Below are 14775 nucleotides of genomic sequence, written 5' to 3' on the forward strand. Positions count from 1 at the left end.
AACATAGTATAATATAATGGATGTTTATAAAAATAAATGAAAATGGAATAAAGGAGTAAAGATATGGATTATGTGCTAATAGGTGTGGTTTTATTATTATTAGCTGTAGTATTCGTGCTGTTCTATAAAAATAAACAGCTAGAATCAGAGAGTCAGCAAGTAGAATTTGAAAAGAAACAAGCAATTGAAACGTATGAAAATGAAATTGCAGCTACGGTTACAGAGCATAAAGAACAACAAAATACATTGAAAAATATGGAACAGAAGAAATACAATGATTTACAAATAAGTGCAGCTAGAGAACTTGAAAATATGCGTATGATGAAAAATCAATTAGCTGTGCAACATAGTAAAGAACGCAGTGAAATGCAAGAAAAACATAGTAACGAAATTCATATGTTTCAAAAGTTAATTGCAAATTTGCGAGAGTATACGAAAAATGGAGCTGAAGTGAATACACACGAAACATTACATTATATGAAGCGTGGCTTCGTAGAGCAAGGCATAATACTAGACACTGAATTTCATATTATGCCAAATGTTTTTATTAGAAATCAGCATGGAGGAAATGATTGTCGCATTCATCATCTTGTCTTAAGTAAAACGGGTATGTATCTACTTGAGACGAAAGAATGGACAGGGAAATTAATTCATGGCTTAACGAAAGAAAATGCTAGTATATATTCATTTATGATTGATGAAATTGGCAAGTATCAACAAGAAGTAGAGAAAGAAGAGACATTTGAATGCGTTACAGGTGAAGATTCATTAACGATACAAGTGAAAAATGAAGGGAATCCAGTATATAGAGCGAAGAAATTATCTCATATTCTATACAATTGTTTGAAAGAAATACAAGTTGATATTGTAATGGAAAAAGTAAAACCGATTGTATATTTTTATAATGAGAGTGGGAAAGAAGTGCTAGATCTGTCTGAAGAAAAAACGCCGAGATTAAAAGATAGAGAGCAAATTGTAACGTTCTTCAGAAATGAGATCTTAACAGGGAAAGTAATATATACAGATCAAGAGTTAGAAAAACTTCGAGAAATCATTAGCCGGATGAATTATAAAATAAATTAAAAAGAGGTGGGCTTTTTGAGTGCTATATTAAGGGGTATTTTGTATGTTTATGTTTGTTTGTATATACTAATGTATCTTGCGTTTATGTTTGTTATTGATGTGGTTCATATGTCAGTAAGTGTAAAAAGTATGTTTGTAGTAGTCATGCCATTTGCTATATTAGTCGTAATTCAAAAGTTCGTCTTACGTACTTCTGTAAATCGTAATACAGAAAAAAAGCAAATGCTAGGTGTAATGATAGTAGGTTGTATTCTATTGATAGTGTGCACTGCGCAATTAAGTATGAATACATACACCTCTAAGTTTAATCAAGATCGGTGGTTACATGCTGAGGAGAAACGGGTACATATGGTAGATGATCTAATGCAAAAATATAAATTAACAGGGAAGTCAAATGAAGAAATCACAAAATTATTAGGAACGCCTACTGAAACGAGAAATGGAGAAGAAGGGATTACCACTTCGTACTATCTTGGAAATGAACGTGGCTTTATTTCAATAGATAGTGAACAGCTTGTTTTACAATTTGATAGAGATGGTAGAGTTATGGAATATAAGGTGCATAGAGGTTAAAGAAATGTAGAGGGAAGCTATATATTATAGCTTCTTTTTATATTCCAATATAGTAAATGTAGGCAAATAGTAGTCATTCCTATCTATACGAATCGGAATGAGTCTGTTATATTGTAAATGGTTATGTAGTTTAATAGTTTACTAGATGTCCTATATTTTGGTTGAGGAGGGGGAAATTAACACGAATTTAATTATGGCGTGTTAAGTATTATGATGAAAAAAAGATTTTATAATGTTTTAGCTGCATCGATTGTATTTAGCGTGGTAACGATTCCGAATTATTCCTATGCTAATGAGTTGGAAAAAACTGTAGCGGTTTCACCTGATGAACAAGCTTTAAAAAGTATTGAAAACCATATGAAAGAGGAAGATGGTCGAGGAGAAGATAAAGGAGTAAAAAATGAAGTGCAAGGCGAATTTCTTGTACAAATAGTGAAAGAAGTACCTTTATATGATTCTAGTAATTTTCAAAAAGAGACAGGGGTTCACATTTCGAATCAAGTTGTAAAAGCTGAGAAGAGAAAAGGAAACGCTTACTATGTTCGGACTTCATCTGGAACTGGATGGATAGAAAATAGTGAGGGGAATGTAGAGGTTAAAGAATTTCACCCTTTATTAAGTGAAAAGTTGGTTATTAATGAAGTAACCTCTACTTACTCTGAACCATTTACTTCATACAAAGAAGAAAATGTATTGGAGCCACAAAATATTCAAGCAATTGGACAGGCCGGAGAATGGTTCCAAGTAAAAATAAATGATGAGATAAAATGGATTTATTCACCTTCAGCAAAATTTGAAGGAACAAAAGCTTCAATTATTCAAGAGGCAACACCAGCACGTACAAAACGTGCAGCAGTTATGTATGCTGCACCAATAGAAGAGAAAACAACGGATATTTATGGTGTAACTTTAAAAGAAATGATTGTACCGAAAGGAAATGAAAATATCCGTCCCGGTTATGCGATGAAGCCGAAGTATATTACGATTCATGAGACAGATAATTACAGTGTTGGGGCAAATGCTAAAAACCATGCAATATATTTATATAACCAAGCAACGGGAACGGAAGATCGTTCAGCGTCATGGCACTTTACGGTAGACGATAAAGAGATTTATCAACATCTTCCATTAAACGAAAATGCTTGGCATGCAGGAGATGGAGCAGAAGGAACTGGAAATCGAGAATCAATTGCGATTGAAATTGCTGTAAACGAAGATGGTGATTATAATAAAGCTGTTGAAAATGCTCGTAAATTAACAGCTTATTTAATGGGAGAATTACATATTCCTTTAGAAAATGTGAAGAAACATCAATTCTGGAGTGGAAAGAATTGTCCGGCTATTATGATTAAAAATAATGCGTGGGAACCATTCTTACAAGGAACAAAGGTTTATTATGATGCGAACCATAAAGATGATATAACAGGTGGTTGGTACGAAGCAGACATTCGTGAATTAGATAAACGAGGCATTATGATTGGGGATGGGAAAGGTTCTTATTGGCCAGAGCGTCTTGTCACACGTGGCGAATTTGCGAATTTAATTTCAAGATCATTACAGTTACCTGAAGGATCATCGAATTTTAATGATTTAAATACAGCACATCCATCGCTAATAGATGGTATTAATCGTGCAGCAACTGCCGGGATAATAAGTGGTAGAGGAAATGGGACGTTTGCTCCAAATGATACGATTAAACGAGATGAAGCTGTTATCATGATTGATCGTGCACTGCAATATAAAAAAATTAAAGGTAACTTAGTTCCGTTACCATTCTCGGATCAAGATTTAGCATATGATAAACAAGCTGTACAACGTGTTTATGGATTAGGTATTGTAAAAGGAAATGAAAATAATGAATTTATGCCGAAAGGTTCTGCAACGCGTGGAGAATCGGCAGCATTTATTAATAGAATGTTAAAAGTAATAGAAAGTAAATAATGAAAAAGCACTCGCCTTTGCGAGTGCTTTTTTATTTTTCAATATGTTACGGAAGGGAGAGAAGGATTTTGAGTGGAATAAGGAATGAAAGCGGAGGTGATGCATATATATGGATGCATTGGGTTGTTTTTATCTCGCTATTTGCGGGCAATAAGACTCCCACTTCAAAGTTTCACTTTATCATATTGTATAAATGAAAAGGAGGTAAGACGGTGAAAGTAATCCCGACTGATGTCCTGAGTAAAGAATTAATGGAAAGAGAAGGAGTTATATCTATTACAGTAAAAGAATTTGAAAAGATAGAAGTAGCTGGAGTAGTAGTCGCTGGTCCGGCAGTTATTTTGATTAATCAAGATTAAGTACATATTATTGAAATAAAAAGCATCCATCTAGGATGCTTTTTATTTGTATACAAGGAAGAATATGATGGATAATTGCTTTACTGGAGGGAAAGTCTGTGGCAATTATTATAACGATGTTAGTAATGGGAGTTTTATTAGGATTTGTTGGAGCAGGGGGAGCTGGTTTTATTATCGCAATACTCACTTTAGTATTCCACATTCCTATTCATGTTGCACTTGCAACGTCTTTAACTGCAATGGCATTTACGACATTATCTGGGGTTATAAGTCATTATCGTGAAGGAAATGTTGTAGTTACTATAGGAGGGATTGTTGGTGGATGTGGAGCACTTGGTTCTTATATTGGTGCAAAGCTTGGTTCACTTATACCACCGCATCTTCTTCATTGGTTTACAGCTGGGATGTTATTTTTATCTGCAATTTTTATGTTTGTTAAATTAATTAAGTTTCAAAATAGGGAAGAACTACTTTTAGCAGAAATTAAAGATTTTTCGAAAGACAATATAATGAAATGTATATGTCTCGGATTAGTCACTGGAATGATGGCTGGTTCATTTGGGATTGGTTCTGCACCATTTATTCAACTTGGATTAATGGTTCTATTAGGATTAACAATCCAGCAATCTGTAGGAACAACAATGCTTGTCATATTGCCGATTGCGATTGGAGGTGGGCTAGGATATAGTTCAGAAGGCTACCTAGATTATATACTGTTATTGCAAGTATTAATGGGCACGATGTTAGGAGCGTATATCGGGGCGAAGTTTACAAATTATGCACCACGTATGCTTTTGAAGCTTTCAATGATTATGACACCAGTTGTAGCTGGATGTATGTTATTGATGGAATAAAAATAATATAGCAAACTAATATGTTTTACGAATGAATTATGTAAGTAATTCATATTTCCCATATAAAAGGATTTACTTTAATATAATGAGTGTAAAGTTCGAGTATTCGAAGAACTACTTGAATTATATCCCTATCCCTTTTCTAAAAATGCGAACAAGTTTTGCCCTATTCTATTCAATAATTAATTGCATAGAAATATATTGTTCGATGACCATTATGGAACGTACATAATGGGAAAATCCCGATCCTTAAAGAGGATGCCCCTAATCTTCATGTGAAAATATGATCGGATAAGAAAGCTGACCAATTTATGGTCGGCTTTCTTTTTGTTCAAAATTTATTTCTTCTTTAATTTCTGTTTGCAATAATAAAGCTTTTCCGAAACGACGTTTACATTCCGCACGCACTTTTTCAATGGCTAGTAGCTGAGTAGTGGCGGGAACTGTTACGATAGCTTGGCGTGGTTTTCGATTTTCTTCACAAAAGACACATTCCACAACATATTTAGAAATCATATTTTCATCCTTCCGTTTTTAATTTCTAAGAAGGGATTGTCTATGAAGTTAATGTGATTTTTCGTCATTAGTTTACTTTTTTCCTCTTTTTTCAAGGAGAAAATGATAAAGAAGGTGAATTTTTGTAGGGGAGGGATGTATATGGAAAGATGGATAGGTTGTGCAGCAGTATGTATAAATGAAAAAAATGAAGTTTTAATGGTGTTGCAAGGGCAAAAGGGTGAAGAAAAAAGGTGGTCTGTTCCAAGTGGAGGGCTTGAAAAGGGAGAGACACTAGAAGAATGTTGTATTCGAGAAGTTTGGGAAGAAACAGGTTACAATGTGGAAGTTGTAAATAAAATATACGAAAAAGAAGGTATTACATACGGGGTTCCTGTATACGTTCATTATTATGTCGTTAAAAAAATAGGCGGTAGTATGAAAATCCAAGATCCTGATGAGTTAATACATGAAATTGCTTGGAAGAGGATAGATGAAATGAAGGAATTAACGCTATCTTTCCCGGAGGATTATGAGGTTTTAAATAAATATATAAATAAAAAAGCGAGTGTTTAAACACTCGCTTTTTCAATGTATCCACGACAAGAAAAGCGGAACGATAACTAAACTAGCTCCTGCTGTTAAAAGCATAGATAAACTTGCAATGGTTCCTTCTACAGGGCCGATTTCGAATGCTTTTGATGTACCGGTTCCATTTGCGCTAGTGCCTAACATAATGCCTTTTGCGAGCGCTGTTTTAATACGGCATATACGTATGAGAGCAGGTCCGAGCAATGCTCCTGTTAACGCAGTTAAAACAACAAATACAGCTGTTAATTGTGACATACCACCGATCATTTCTGAAATGGCCATTGCAATTGGTGTCGTTACAATATGAGGCGCTAAACTATGTTCTAACGATGAATCAATTTGAAAATAATTAGCTAGTAGTGCTGAAGTAATAACTGATAAAAATGAGCCGACAATGACATTAAGTAAAATAGCTATTCCATGTTTCTTGAGTAAATCAAAGTATTTATAGATTGGCCATGCGAAAGCAACTGTTGCAGGCTTTAATAATTCTGTTAACCATTGACCACCTGTTTCATATGTTTCATAAGGTGTGTCTAGTCCGAGTAATAAAGCAATTAAAATAATAGGGCAGACGAGAAGAGGAGAAAGTAAGCTCCAATTCCAGCGTTGATACATTTTCTTCGATATCCAATATGTGAATAGTGTTAATAGTAAACAAAGAAAGCCGATCATTGTGTTGATCCTTTCCGCTTTAGTAGCAATTCTGTTAGGAGTCCTGTAGCGAGAGTGACACAAAGTGTACTAATCATAATAATTAAAATGAGATCGATTCCATATTGTGATAGTGTATCTTTGTAGCGTATGACAGCGACTGCAGAAGGAATGAAAAATAAAATAAGTTCTTTTAATAAAAAGTCTGCTCCGTCCTGTACCCACTCTTTTTTCATTAGGTTAAATTTTAATGAAATTAACAATAAAAAAATACCGAGTATACTTCCTGGAACTGGGAGGTGTGCCTGTTTTGCAATCCATTCACCTGTCCAAGCGAAACAAAATAATAATAAAATTTGTCCGCTTAATTTCCACCATTTCATACAGTACCCACCTCTTTCTTTTTTTACATAAAAATTGTAAAAAAGAATTAACAATTTCTACTATACGTTCATTCGAAAAATTTGTCTAATATATAAATTATATGTTATTAATATATTAGATGTATTAATTGAAAGTGAAAAGGGTGTCCAAAATGGAATTACGGCATTTGCAATATTTTGTTGTAGTGGCAGAGGAGTTACACTTTGGACGAGCAGCTGCTCGTTTACAAATGACACAACCACCGCTTAGTCAACAAATTCAGCAATTAGAAAAAGAAATGGGAGTTATGTTATTTTCAAGAACGAAGAGAAAAGTTGAATTAACAGAAGCTGGAGAAATGTTTTTAAAAGAAGTAAAAAAAGCGTTCGAACAAATTGATAAAGCAGTAGAAGTTGCACAAAGTGCCCAAAGGGGAGAAGTGGGATCACTTTCAATTGGTTTTGTAGGTGCGGCGATATATGATATTTTACCATCTATCGTAAGGGAGTATAGAAAGAAATTTCCGAGAGTGTCTGTTGCATTACATGAACTGTCAACACCGGATCAGGTGCATGCACTTCACGATAACCGTATTGATATTGGCTTTTTGCGTCCGCCAATTCCAACGCAATTACTAGAGTTAGAACCAATTCAAAAGCTTTCTTGTACGTTATGTTTACCGAAGGCACATCCACTTGCTGAAAAGGATGAAATACATATTGAAGATTTAAGAGACGAACCGTTCGTATTTATTACGAGACCGGTATGGCCAGCGTTATACGATACAATTTTATCACTTTGCCGCGACGTAGGATTTAGTCCACACATTGTACAAGAAGCAACGGAATATCAAACAGTTATGGGACTTGTAGCGGCAGGAATCGGAATTACGGTAATACCTGTATCGGCGAATAAATTGTATAAAACAGAAGTCGTATATAAAGAATTATGTGATTCTAATTTTGTTGCAGAAATGTCAGTAGCTTACAAGAAAATGAATACTAACCCAGAGCTTTTAGAGTTTTTGAAAATTGCAAGAGAGAAGAAAAGAATTGAAGTAGAGGATGAGATTAATTAAGCTATTAAAAAGTACACCTCATTAAACACTAAAGCGGAAATGCAATACTATTGCATTTCCGCTTTAGTGTTCTTTTTTAGTTCTATGCTAAAGAGATAAACATGTTCGTTTTCTTGTAATAGTTGGTCAATAGAGTTTTTTTCCTCAAACATTAGCACTCTTACGGTTTCATTATTTGTTTTTATAATAGCCGCTAAAGTCGTTTTTTGATTGTATGTTAAGTTAATAGCAGATTGAATAGTAGTAGATGTAGAGCTATTTATGTTTGGTGGTGTTTCTTCAGGAACGAGCATGGAACTACCTTCAATATTAACATACCAATGTTTTTGCGCTTGTACATCTTTATCGAGTTGGGATTGAGGTGGCAAAAAAGAAAGCTTTACTTTCTTTTTTGGAAAATGTGAGGTAGCTATATTCGCAATTTCGTTTGTTTTTTTACCATTTTGATAATAATCAATCGTAGCATGTATTTCATCTTGTTTATTTTTTAGTGTAACGTTATAAAACATGCTGCTTCCTTCTTGAAAAGGAGTCATTTGTAAAATAGAAGATTGCTCTTCTGTTAATTTATATGGCTCAACAATGGCAACTTCATTATTTTTAAGTGGGTTACAACTAGTGAGAAATAATAAAGACAAGGTTAATAGTAATTTCATACGCATGTAATCCCCCTCCTTTTTACAATTATATTCTTAATATGATTTTTTCACCATTTTATTTTCTAGGACTAAAGACTTAGAACGAATTCAGGTTGTGGTGCGATGTTTAAAATGTCATATTTTTATACACTAGTAGTATAGAATGAGTATGGTATGAAGTAAGGTAGGGGAAGAACATATGTCTTTATGTCAGTTAGTGAGAAAAAATATAAGAACATTTGCTGCCAAAAGGATGAAGCAATTCATGTGGGTTGCTATGAGCACTATGATTTTATTTTTTATGATATCGCTCCAATTTAATGAAGGAGCTATTGGGAAATTAGAGACTACACTTTTATTTCAAATGAGCTTTTACATGCTGTTTATTGTATTCATTTTTATTTGTATTTTTACTACATATAAAATAACGTTTTCTCTTCTGCAAGTGAGGAAAGAGGAAATTAAATCTTATGTAGCAGAGAATAGGAAGAGAAATGACGTACTATGTTTATTATGTCAGGAGCAATTATTTATTTATGGAGCAGCGTTTGTTTTTGGATTAGTGAATGGGATGTTATTTTTGAAATTATTTACGATTATCTTTATGAAAATAGCAGGAATACAAGGGATAAATAGTGCACCGATTACAATATATGCAATAGTAGTTGTTAGTATAATTATGATTGTTATCGTCCTAGTATCGATGATACAATGTTTTCGATTTGTTCAAAGTTTACAAGATGAAAATTCGTTTTAATTCAAGGAAAAGGCATGAGAAATCATGCCTTTTCCTATTTTACACATAAAAATAATCATGTTACAGTGTAAAGACCTGACAAAGAATGGGAAGGAAAGGTTGTATAGTATGACAAATGAACAATCAATTGTAAAGGTTGAGCGGTTAACGAAGCGAATCGGTTCAAAGACACTTGTAGAAAATATTAGTTTCGAAGTTAAAAAGGGTGAAGTAGTTGGCTTGCTCGGACCAAATGGTGCTGGAAAAACGACTTTAATGAGAATGATGGTCGGCATGATTCGTATGACAGAGGGCGAAGTTTGGATTGACGGTCAATCTGTAAAACAGCAATTTGAAAGTACTGCTTCGAAAATTGGAGCAGTAATTGAGACACCGGAATTTTATCCTTTTTTGAGCGGCTATGAAAATTTAACATATTTCGGACGAATGAATGGTAACGTGACAGAAGAACGTATCGATGAAGTAGTGAAATTGTTAGGGATGGGCCAAGTAATTGATCGTAAAGTAAAAGCATATTCACTCGGCATGAGACAACGTTTAGGAATTGCTCAAGCGCTTATTCACGATCCAGATGTATTAATATTAGATGAACCAACGAATGGATTAGATCCTAGTGGAATACATGAAATGAGAATGTACATAAAGAAAATTGCACATGAACAAGGAAAAGCGGTACTTGTATCTAGTCACTTACTTTCAGAAGTTGAATTAATGTGTGACAGAGTTATCATTATTCAGCATGGAGAATATGTGGCGACGCAAAATATTCAGCATAGTCAAAGCGAAGAGATGGAGACAATCCGTATACGTGTAGATGATGCAAATAAAGCAGCAGAAATGTTAGACCAAGATGTTTTAATAAAAGGTAATGATTTACTTATTCATGTAAAAGATGAAGAAATCCCAAATGTTATTCGTACATTGCTTGAGAAGGACATTCAAGTTTATCGTGTATATGAAGAAAGAAAAACGTTAGAAGAGCAATTTTTAGAATTAACAGGGGGAAAAGATATTGTTTAATTTAGTGTATAACGAACTGTATAAAATATTTAAGCGAAAGCGAACGATTATTCCCTTTGCAGTTATTGCAGTATTAATAATTGGATTAGGGTGGGTTACGGTAAAGTATTTAGAACCGGAAACAAAAGGATGGAAAGCCGATTATACAGAACGAACTGTAGAAATAGAGAAAAAGCTGGGTATGAAAAAAGAAGCTATATTAGCAGAACGATCTGGGGACGAGCTTGTAAAGGAATATCAGCTTAAGATGAAGCATTTAGATACAGATACAGCACCGGCAAGCAGTTCTCCACTTTCTTTCGTGAGAGATACAGGTTTTATCGTATTTCCAATATTGCTCCCATTTATCCTCGTGTATGCAAGTACAATTTTTGCGAATGAATATAGCTGGGGAACATATAAATTTTTAACGATACGACCAGCGAGTCGATTTAAAATTTTGACAGCTAAATTTTTAGCAATTGTGATATTTGCAGCGTTATTGTTTATATTTAATATGATTTTCTCCACTTTATGTGGACTTGTTATTTATAAATTCCAACAGCCTGCATGGAGCGAGCTTATTTTCCAAGATGGAAATATTATAAAACAAAATATTTTTGTGGAGGCTAGTAAATATTATATTTTATCGTGGTTGCCGACCATTGTGTACGCAGCGTTTGCATTTATGATTTCTGTATTAACAAGATCTAGTGGGGGCGCGATTGGTATTTCACTATTTCTTGCTTTATCAGGAAATATTGCATTACTAGCAGCAACTAGATATGATTGGGTGAAATATTTATTGCCAGCAAACACAGATTTATACAGTATTGCAAAGAATGGAAGTTTTATTGATGGAGTAACATTCCCGTTTGCTTCATGTATGTTATTACTATATTTATTTGTATTTTTAAGCATTTCCTATACAGTATTTTTAAAACGCGATTTAACTTAAAAAAGAGCCGTTAAGTATTTCTTAACGGCTCTTTTTTTATGCAAATTGTTTAAGTGCTTTTTCAGCTAACAAAGCGAAGTATTCTGCACTTATAGGTAATGCTTGCTCATCTACTGTAAAAGCTGGATGATGCCATTCATGTGTACCACTCGTTCCCATAAAAACGAATGAACCAGGTATTTCTTGTTGATAAAAAGAAAAATCTTCTCCGGCCATTGACGGGGTAGGAGAGATGATATTTAAATTCATTTTTTCAGCAACTTGAGAGGATAAGTTTGTTAAAGATGTATCGTTATGAACAGCAGGAGGACCTGCATAAAAACGAAATTCTGTTTTTACACCTAATGCATCAGAAACCCCTTGAATAATACGTTTCATGAGAGCTGGAATCTTTTCACGTGTTTCAGTTTGGAATGTACGTACAGTTCCTTCCAGCGTTGCTTTTTCAGGAATTACGTTCCACGTATTTCCTGAATGGATGTTTGTGACACTGACGACGGCATTATGTGAAGAGCTTATATTTCGGCTTACAATTGTTTGGAGTGCCATCACGATTTGAGAGGACGCGACAATAGGGTCTACCCCAGCATCAGGTACAGCTGCATGTGTACCAACTCCGTGAATTTTAATTTCAAATCGATCGACCCCGGCCATCAGTGGACCATCTTTAATACCGATTGTACCTACTGGTAAATCAGGTTTATTATGCATACCGAAAATAGCTTGCACGCCATGTAAATGCCCGGCTTCAATTACTTTGCGAGCACCATTGCTACTTTCTTCAGCTGGTTGGAATATAAAGCGTACAGTTCCGCTAAGAGAAGATTCTTTTTCTTTTAATAAATAAGCGGCACCTATAATAGCAGCTGTATGAAAATCATGCCCACAAGCATGCATTTTACCGGAAATTTTTGAAGCGTACGGTAAATGTGTTTCTTCTTGAATAGGAAGGGCATCAATATCAGCACGGATTGCTATAATTGGTCCGTTATTATTCCCTGAAATTTCAGCAATAACGCCTGTTTCTAAACTAGAATTTATAATCGTAATGTTTTTCTCTTCTAACCAATTTTTTATAGTCTTCGTCGTTTCAAATTCTTCGTATGATAATTCTGGATGCTCATGTAAATTTCGACGAATAGAAATTAGCATCTCAGTTAATTGCTCTAGATTTGCTGCCACGTATAATGCCTTCTTTCTTAATTAATGTATTTACATTAATTATACAATAAGAAAAGAGAGGATTCTCAAATGAAAATCCTCTCTCGTTTTATGCTGCCAATTTTTTGTGTGTATGATGTTTATGATAACGTCCACGCATTGCATAGGCAATTTGCGGGATTGCAATACCGATTAAAATAAGTGATACACCGATCCATTGTGAAGATAGCACCGCTTCTTTTAAAACGAATACAGACATAATTGTTGTAACTGGTAGTTCTGCTGCACCAAGAATAGTCGCTAAGCCAGAACCGATCTTTGGAATACCGATTGTAAAGGCGATAGAAGGAATAACGATACTAAATGTTCCTAATCCTAAACCGTATTTCCAAAGTCCTTCAGAAATTGCACCGCTAAAAATAAATGTTGGCGGGAATACGATCATTACTAAAGTTAAAGCGCCAGTCATTAAGAGAACACCGCGCGGTAATGAAGGTACTTCAACAGCAACTTTTCCGCTCACGAAAATGTATGTTGCGAATGTAACAGCAGATAATAAACCTAGTATGATTCCAGTCATATCGAAATCACCTGCTGATTTTTCTAGTAAACCACTTGATAAAAATGTACCTGCAAGTAAGAAAATAACGGAAATAACCTTTTCTCTTGAAGGTAATGTTTTTGTTGCGACTGCTTCAATAATAATTCCGACCCAAACGAATTGGAATAAAAGTATAATTGCAATAGATGCTGGTACAGTTTTTAATGAAGCATAATAAAAAATTCCAGTAAAACTTGCAGATGTACCTGCAACGAATAAAATTAACGCTTGTTTTAATGGAACACGATGTCTAGAAAATAGAAGAGTAATAGCAAGCAAAATAATCCAACCGAACAAATATTGGCTGCCAATTACCTCTCCAAGTGAAAATCCTTCTGCATAGGCAAGTTTAACGAAAATAGCTAAAATCCCATAACTACACGCTCCTAATAAAACTAAAAGAGAATAACGAAGCATGAAAAATTCCTCCCATCTATATGAAATTGTTCCTAACGGACATATATAACTAGAGGGAAGTACACAAAATTAAAAATAAAGGGTCAAATAAAAGAAAAGTGTGACATTTTATAGAATAATAATAAAAGTATGATATTTATGCATAATCTTGAAATTAATAATAATAAAAGTATTGTAAAATCAGCTTCCTATTGTATAAAGACAGCATTTGAAAAAATATTTTTTAGGGAGATAGAAGGGTAGTCCATTATAGTGTGCTAATCATTTGAGGAACTATGTTACCTTTGTTATGTTAATAAAAATTAGAGAAGTTTCGTAGTCCCATTGAGATTGTTCTATATAATAGAAGGAAATGAAAACGTTTTATTAGAAACTGTTTGCAAGGGTAGTTTTTCTTATTATCACGTTGTTAAAGTGAGTTCACGAATTGTTCATAGTATTTTTATGTGTTTTTGCTACAATATGTAAGGAGAGGAGTGGAATCATGCAAGATATTAGTATTTTTTTAGCGTTTGGCGCTGGATTTTTATCATTTATTTCCCCATGTTGCTTACCGCTTTATCCGGCATTTTTATCGTACATAACAGGTATGTCGGTTTCTGAGTTGAAAGAAGAAAATGCAATGCTTCGCAAAAGAAGTATGATACATACAGCGTTTTTCTTACTTGGATTTTCAATTATATTTATTGCAATTGGGTTTGGTACAAGTTTTATTGGAGGCATCTTTACAAATTATAAAGATTTAATTAGACAGTTAGGTGGTATATTTATCATCGTGTTCGGTCTTATTATTGTCGGTGTGTTTAAGCCAAAGTTTTTAATGCAAGACCGTAAATTTACGTTTAAAAATCGTCCGAGTGGCTATTTGGGATCCGTTCTAATTGGGTTGGCCTTTGCTGCAGGGTGGACACCATGTACTGGACCTATTTTAGTGTCTGTAATTGGATTAGCTGCAACAAATCCAGAATCAGCAATGATTTATATGATAGCATACATACTTGGGTTTGCTATCCCATTTTTTGTACTATCATTCTTTATTACGAAAATGTCTTGGATTAAAAGAAATAGTATGAAATTCATGAAGATTGGAGGATACGTTATGATTGTCATGGGTATCTTCCTATATTTCAACTGGATGACGAAAATTATCGTATATTTCTCAAGTTTATTTGGTGGTTTTACCGGTTTTTAGTATTATTCTGTGAAAATGTTGGAAATACTAACGGAAAAGCATATAATGAAAGTATATTTTG

18 protein-coding genes are annotated in these 14775 nt (G+C 34.1%); 12 read left to right on the top strand and 6 right to left on the bottom strand.

Annotated features, from left to right (window positions below):
• The first annotated feature begins 63 nt into the window (after nucleotides 1-63).
• From QCI46_RS09250 to QCI46_RS09270, 5 genes are all read left to right on the top strand, one after another.
• Nucleotides 64-1083, top strand: a complete 1020-nt coding sequence (locus QCI46_RS09250; RefSeq protein WP_353840012.1) for a nuclease-related domain-containing protein — start codon at nucleotides 64-66, stop codon at nucleotides 1081-1083.
• 6 nt (nucleotides 1084-1089) lie between these two features.
• Nucleotides 1090-1656, top strand: coding sequence for a hypothetical protein (locus QCI46_RS09255; protein WP_087982038.1), 567 nt, complete (start codon nucleotides 1090-1092; stop codon nucleotides 1654-1656).
• 213 nt (nucleotides 1657-1869) lie between these two features.
• Nucleotides 1870-3597 carry an S-layer homology domain-containing protein gene (locus QCI46_RS09260; protein ID WP_088064494.1) on the top strand — a complete coding sequence of 576 codons (1728 nt, stop codon included), beginning with the start codon at nucleotides 1870-1872 and terminating at the stop codon, nucleotides 3595-3597.
• A gap of 212 nt (nucleotides 3598-3809) precedes the next feature.
• On the top strand, nucleotides 3810-3956 hold the full coding sequence (locus QCI46_RS09265) for a BC1881 family protein (protein WP_353840013.1): 147 nt from the start codon (nucleotides 3810-3812) through the stop codon (nucleotides 3954-3956).
• Between the two features lie 98 nt (nucleotides 3957-4054).
• Nucleotides 4055-4810, top strand: coding sequence for a sulfite exporter TauE/SafE family protein (locus QCI46_RS09270; protein WP_098115240.1), 756 nt, complete (start codon nucleotides 4055-4057; stop codon nucleotides 4808-4810).
• A gap of 309 nt (nucleotides 4811-5119) precedes the next feature.
• Here QCI46_RS09270 and QCI46_RS09275 read toward each other — a convergent pair whose 3' ends face one another.
• Complete coding sequence (locus tag QCI46_RS09275) at nucleotides 5120-5326, bottom strand: DUF3903 domain-containing protein (RefSeq protein ID WP_353840014.1); 207 nt, start codon at nucleotides 5324-5326, stop codon at nucleotides 5120-5122.
• Between the two features lie 141 nt (nucleotides 5327-5467).
• On the opposite strand from QCI46_RS09275, the gene QCI46_RS09280 reads away from it, so the two are divergent.
• Entirely contained in the window at nucleotides 5468-5881 is a 414-nt protein-coding gene (locus QCI46_RS09280) for an NUDIX hydrolase (protein WP_000442959.1), read from the top strand.
• Between the two features lie 12 nt (nucleotides 5882-5893).
• On the opposite strand, the gene QCI46_RS09285 is transcribed toward QCI46_RS09280, so the two are convergent.
• Both QCI46_RS09285 and QCI46_RS09290 read right to left on the bottom strand, forming a co-directional pair.
• Nucleotides 5894-6571, bottom strand: coding sequence for an LrgB family protein (locus QCI46_RS09285; RefSeq protein ID WP_000578955.1), 678 nt, complete (start codon nucleotides 6569-6571; stop codon nucleotides 5894-5896).
• Nucleotides 6568-6933, bottom strand: a complete 366-nt coding sequence (locus tag QCI46_RS09290; RefSeq protein WP_353840015.1) for a CidA/LrgA family holin-like protein — start codon at nucleotides 6931-6933, stop codon at nucleotides 6568-6570. The genes QCI46_RS09285 and QCI46_RS09290 overlap by 4 nt, the downstream gene beginning before the upstream one ends.
• A gap of 152 nt (nucleotides 6934-7085) precedes the next feature.
• On the opposite strand from QCI46_RS09290, the gene alsR reads away from it, so the two are divergent.
• A complete protein-coding gene (alsR, locus tag QCI46_RS09295; RefSeq protein ID WP_000423221.1) occupies nucleotides 7086-7991 on the top strand; it encodes an acetoin biosynthesis transcriptional regulator AlsR in 906 nt (301 codons plus the stop codon).
• 47 nt (nucleotides 7992-8038) lie between these two features.
• Here the strand turns inward: alsR and QCI46_RS09300 are convergent, their stop codons facing one another.
• Nucleotides 8039-8653, bottom strand: a complete 615-nt coding sequence (locus tag QCI46_RS09300; protein WP_353840016.1) for a histidine kinase — start codon at nucleotides 8651-8653, stop codon at nucleotides 8039-8041.
• 175 nt (nucleotides 8654-8828) lie between these two features.
• On the opposite strand from QCI46_RS09300, the gene QCI46_RS09305 reads away from it, so the two are divergent.
• The 3 genes from QCI46_RS09305 to QCI46_RS09315 all read left to right on the top strand — a co-directional run bounded on the left by QCI46_RS09305 (nucleotide 8829) and on the right by QCI46_RS09315 (nucleotide 11343).
• Nucleotides 8829-9386: an ABC transporter permease gene (locus tag QCI46_RS09305; protein WP_353840017.1), complete on the top strand. Its 558-nt coding sequence runs from the start codon at nucleotides 8829-8831 to the stop codon at nucleotides 9384-9386.
• A gap of 108 nt (nucleotides 9387-9494) precedes the next feature.
• On the top strand, nucleotides 9495-10406 hold the full coding sequence (locus QCI46_RS09310) for an ABC transporter ATP-binding protein (RefSeq protein WP_137050695.1): 912 nt from the start codon (nucleotides 9495-9497) through the stop codon (nucleotides 10404-10406).
• On the top strand, nucleotides 10399-11343 hold the full coding sequence (locus tag QCI46_RS09315; RefSeq protein ID WP_353840018.1) for an ABC transporter permease: 945 nt from the start codon (nucleotides 10399-10401) through the stop codon (nucleotides 11341-11343). Before QCI46_RS09310 ends, QCI46_RS09315 begins: the two co-directional genes overlap by 8 nt.
• Nucleotides 11344-11379: 36 nt before the next feature.
• Here QCI46_RS09315 and QCI46_RS09320 read toward each other — a convergent pair whose 3' ends face one another.
• Nucleotides 11380-12525 (bottom strand): M20 peptidase aminoacylase family protein, encoded by a 1146-nt coding sequence (locus QCI46_RS09320; RefSeq protein WP_353840019.1) that lies wholly within the window; start codon nucleotides 12523-12525, stop codon nucleotides 11380-11382.
• Nucleotides 12526-12613: 88 nt separating this feature from the next.
• Entirely contained in the window at nucleotides 12614-13522 is a 909-nt protein-coding gene (locus QCI46_RS09325) for an EamA family transporter (protein ID WP_087982059.1), read from the bottom strand.
• Between the two features lie 324 nt (nucleotides 13523-13846).
• Between QCI46_RS09325 and QCI46_RS09330 the strand changes: the two genes are divergently transcribed.
• The gene (locus tag QCI46_RS09330) at nucleotides 13847-13990 is read left to right on the top strand and encodes a peptidase T (RefSeq protein ID WP_087944407.1); all 144 of its coding nucleotides are present in this window, start codon (nucleotides 13847-13849) and stop codon (nucleotides 13988-13990) included.
• A 16-nt stretch (nucleotides 13991-14006) separates the two neighbouring features.
• Nucleotides 14007-14714 carry a cytochrome c-type biogenesis protein CcdA gene (ccdA, locus tag QCI46_RS09335; protein ID WP_001152685.1) on the top strand — a complete coding sequence of 236 codons (708 nt, stop codon included), beginning with the start codon at nucleotides 14007-14009 and terminating at the stop codon, nucleotides 14712-14714.
• The last annotated feature ends 61 nt before the right edge of the window (nucleotides 14715-14775 follow it).

The sequence above is a fragment of the Bacillus cereus group sp. RP32 genome (genome assembly GCF_040459735.1).
Lineage (GTDB): Bacteria > Bacillota > Bacilli > Bacillales > Bacillaceae_G > Bacillus_A > Bacillus_A wiedmannii.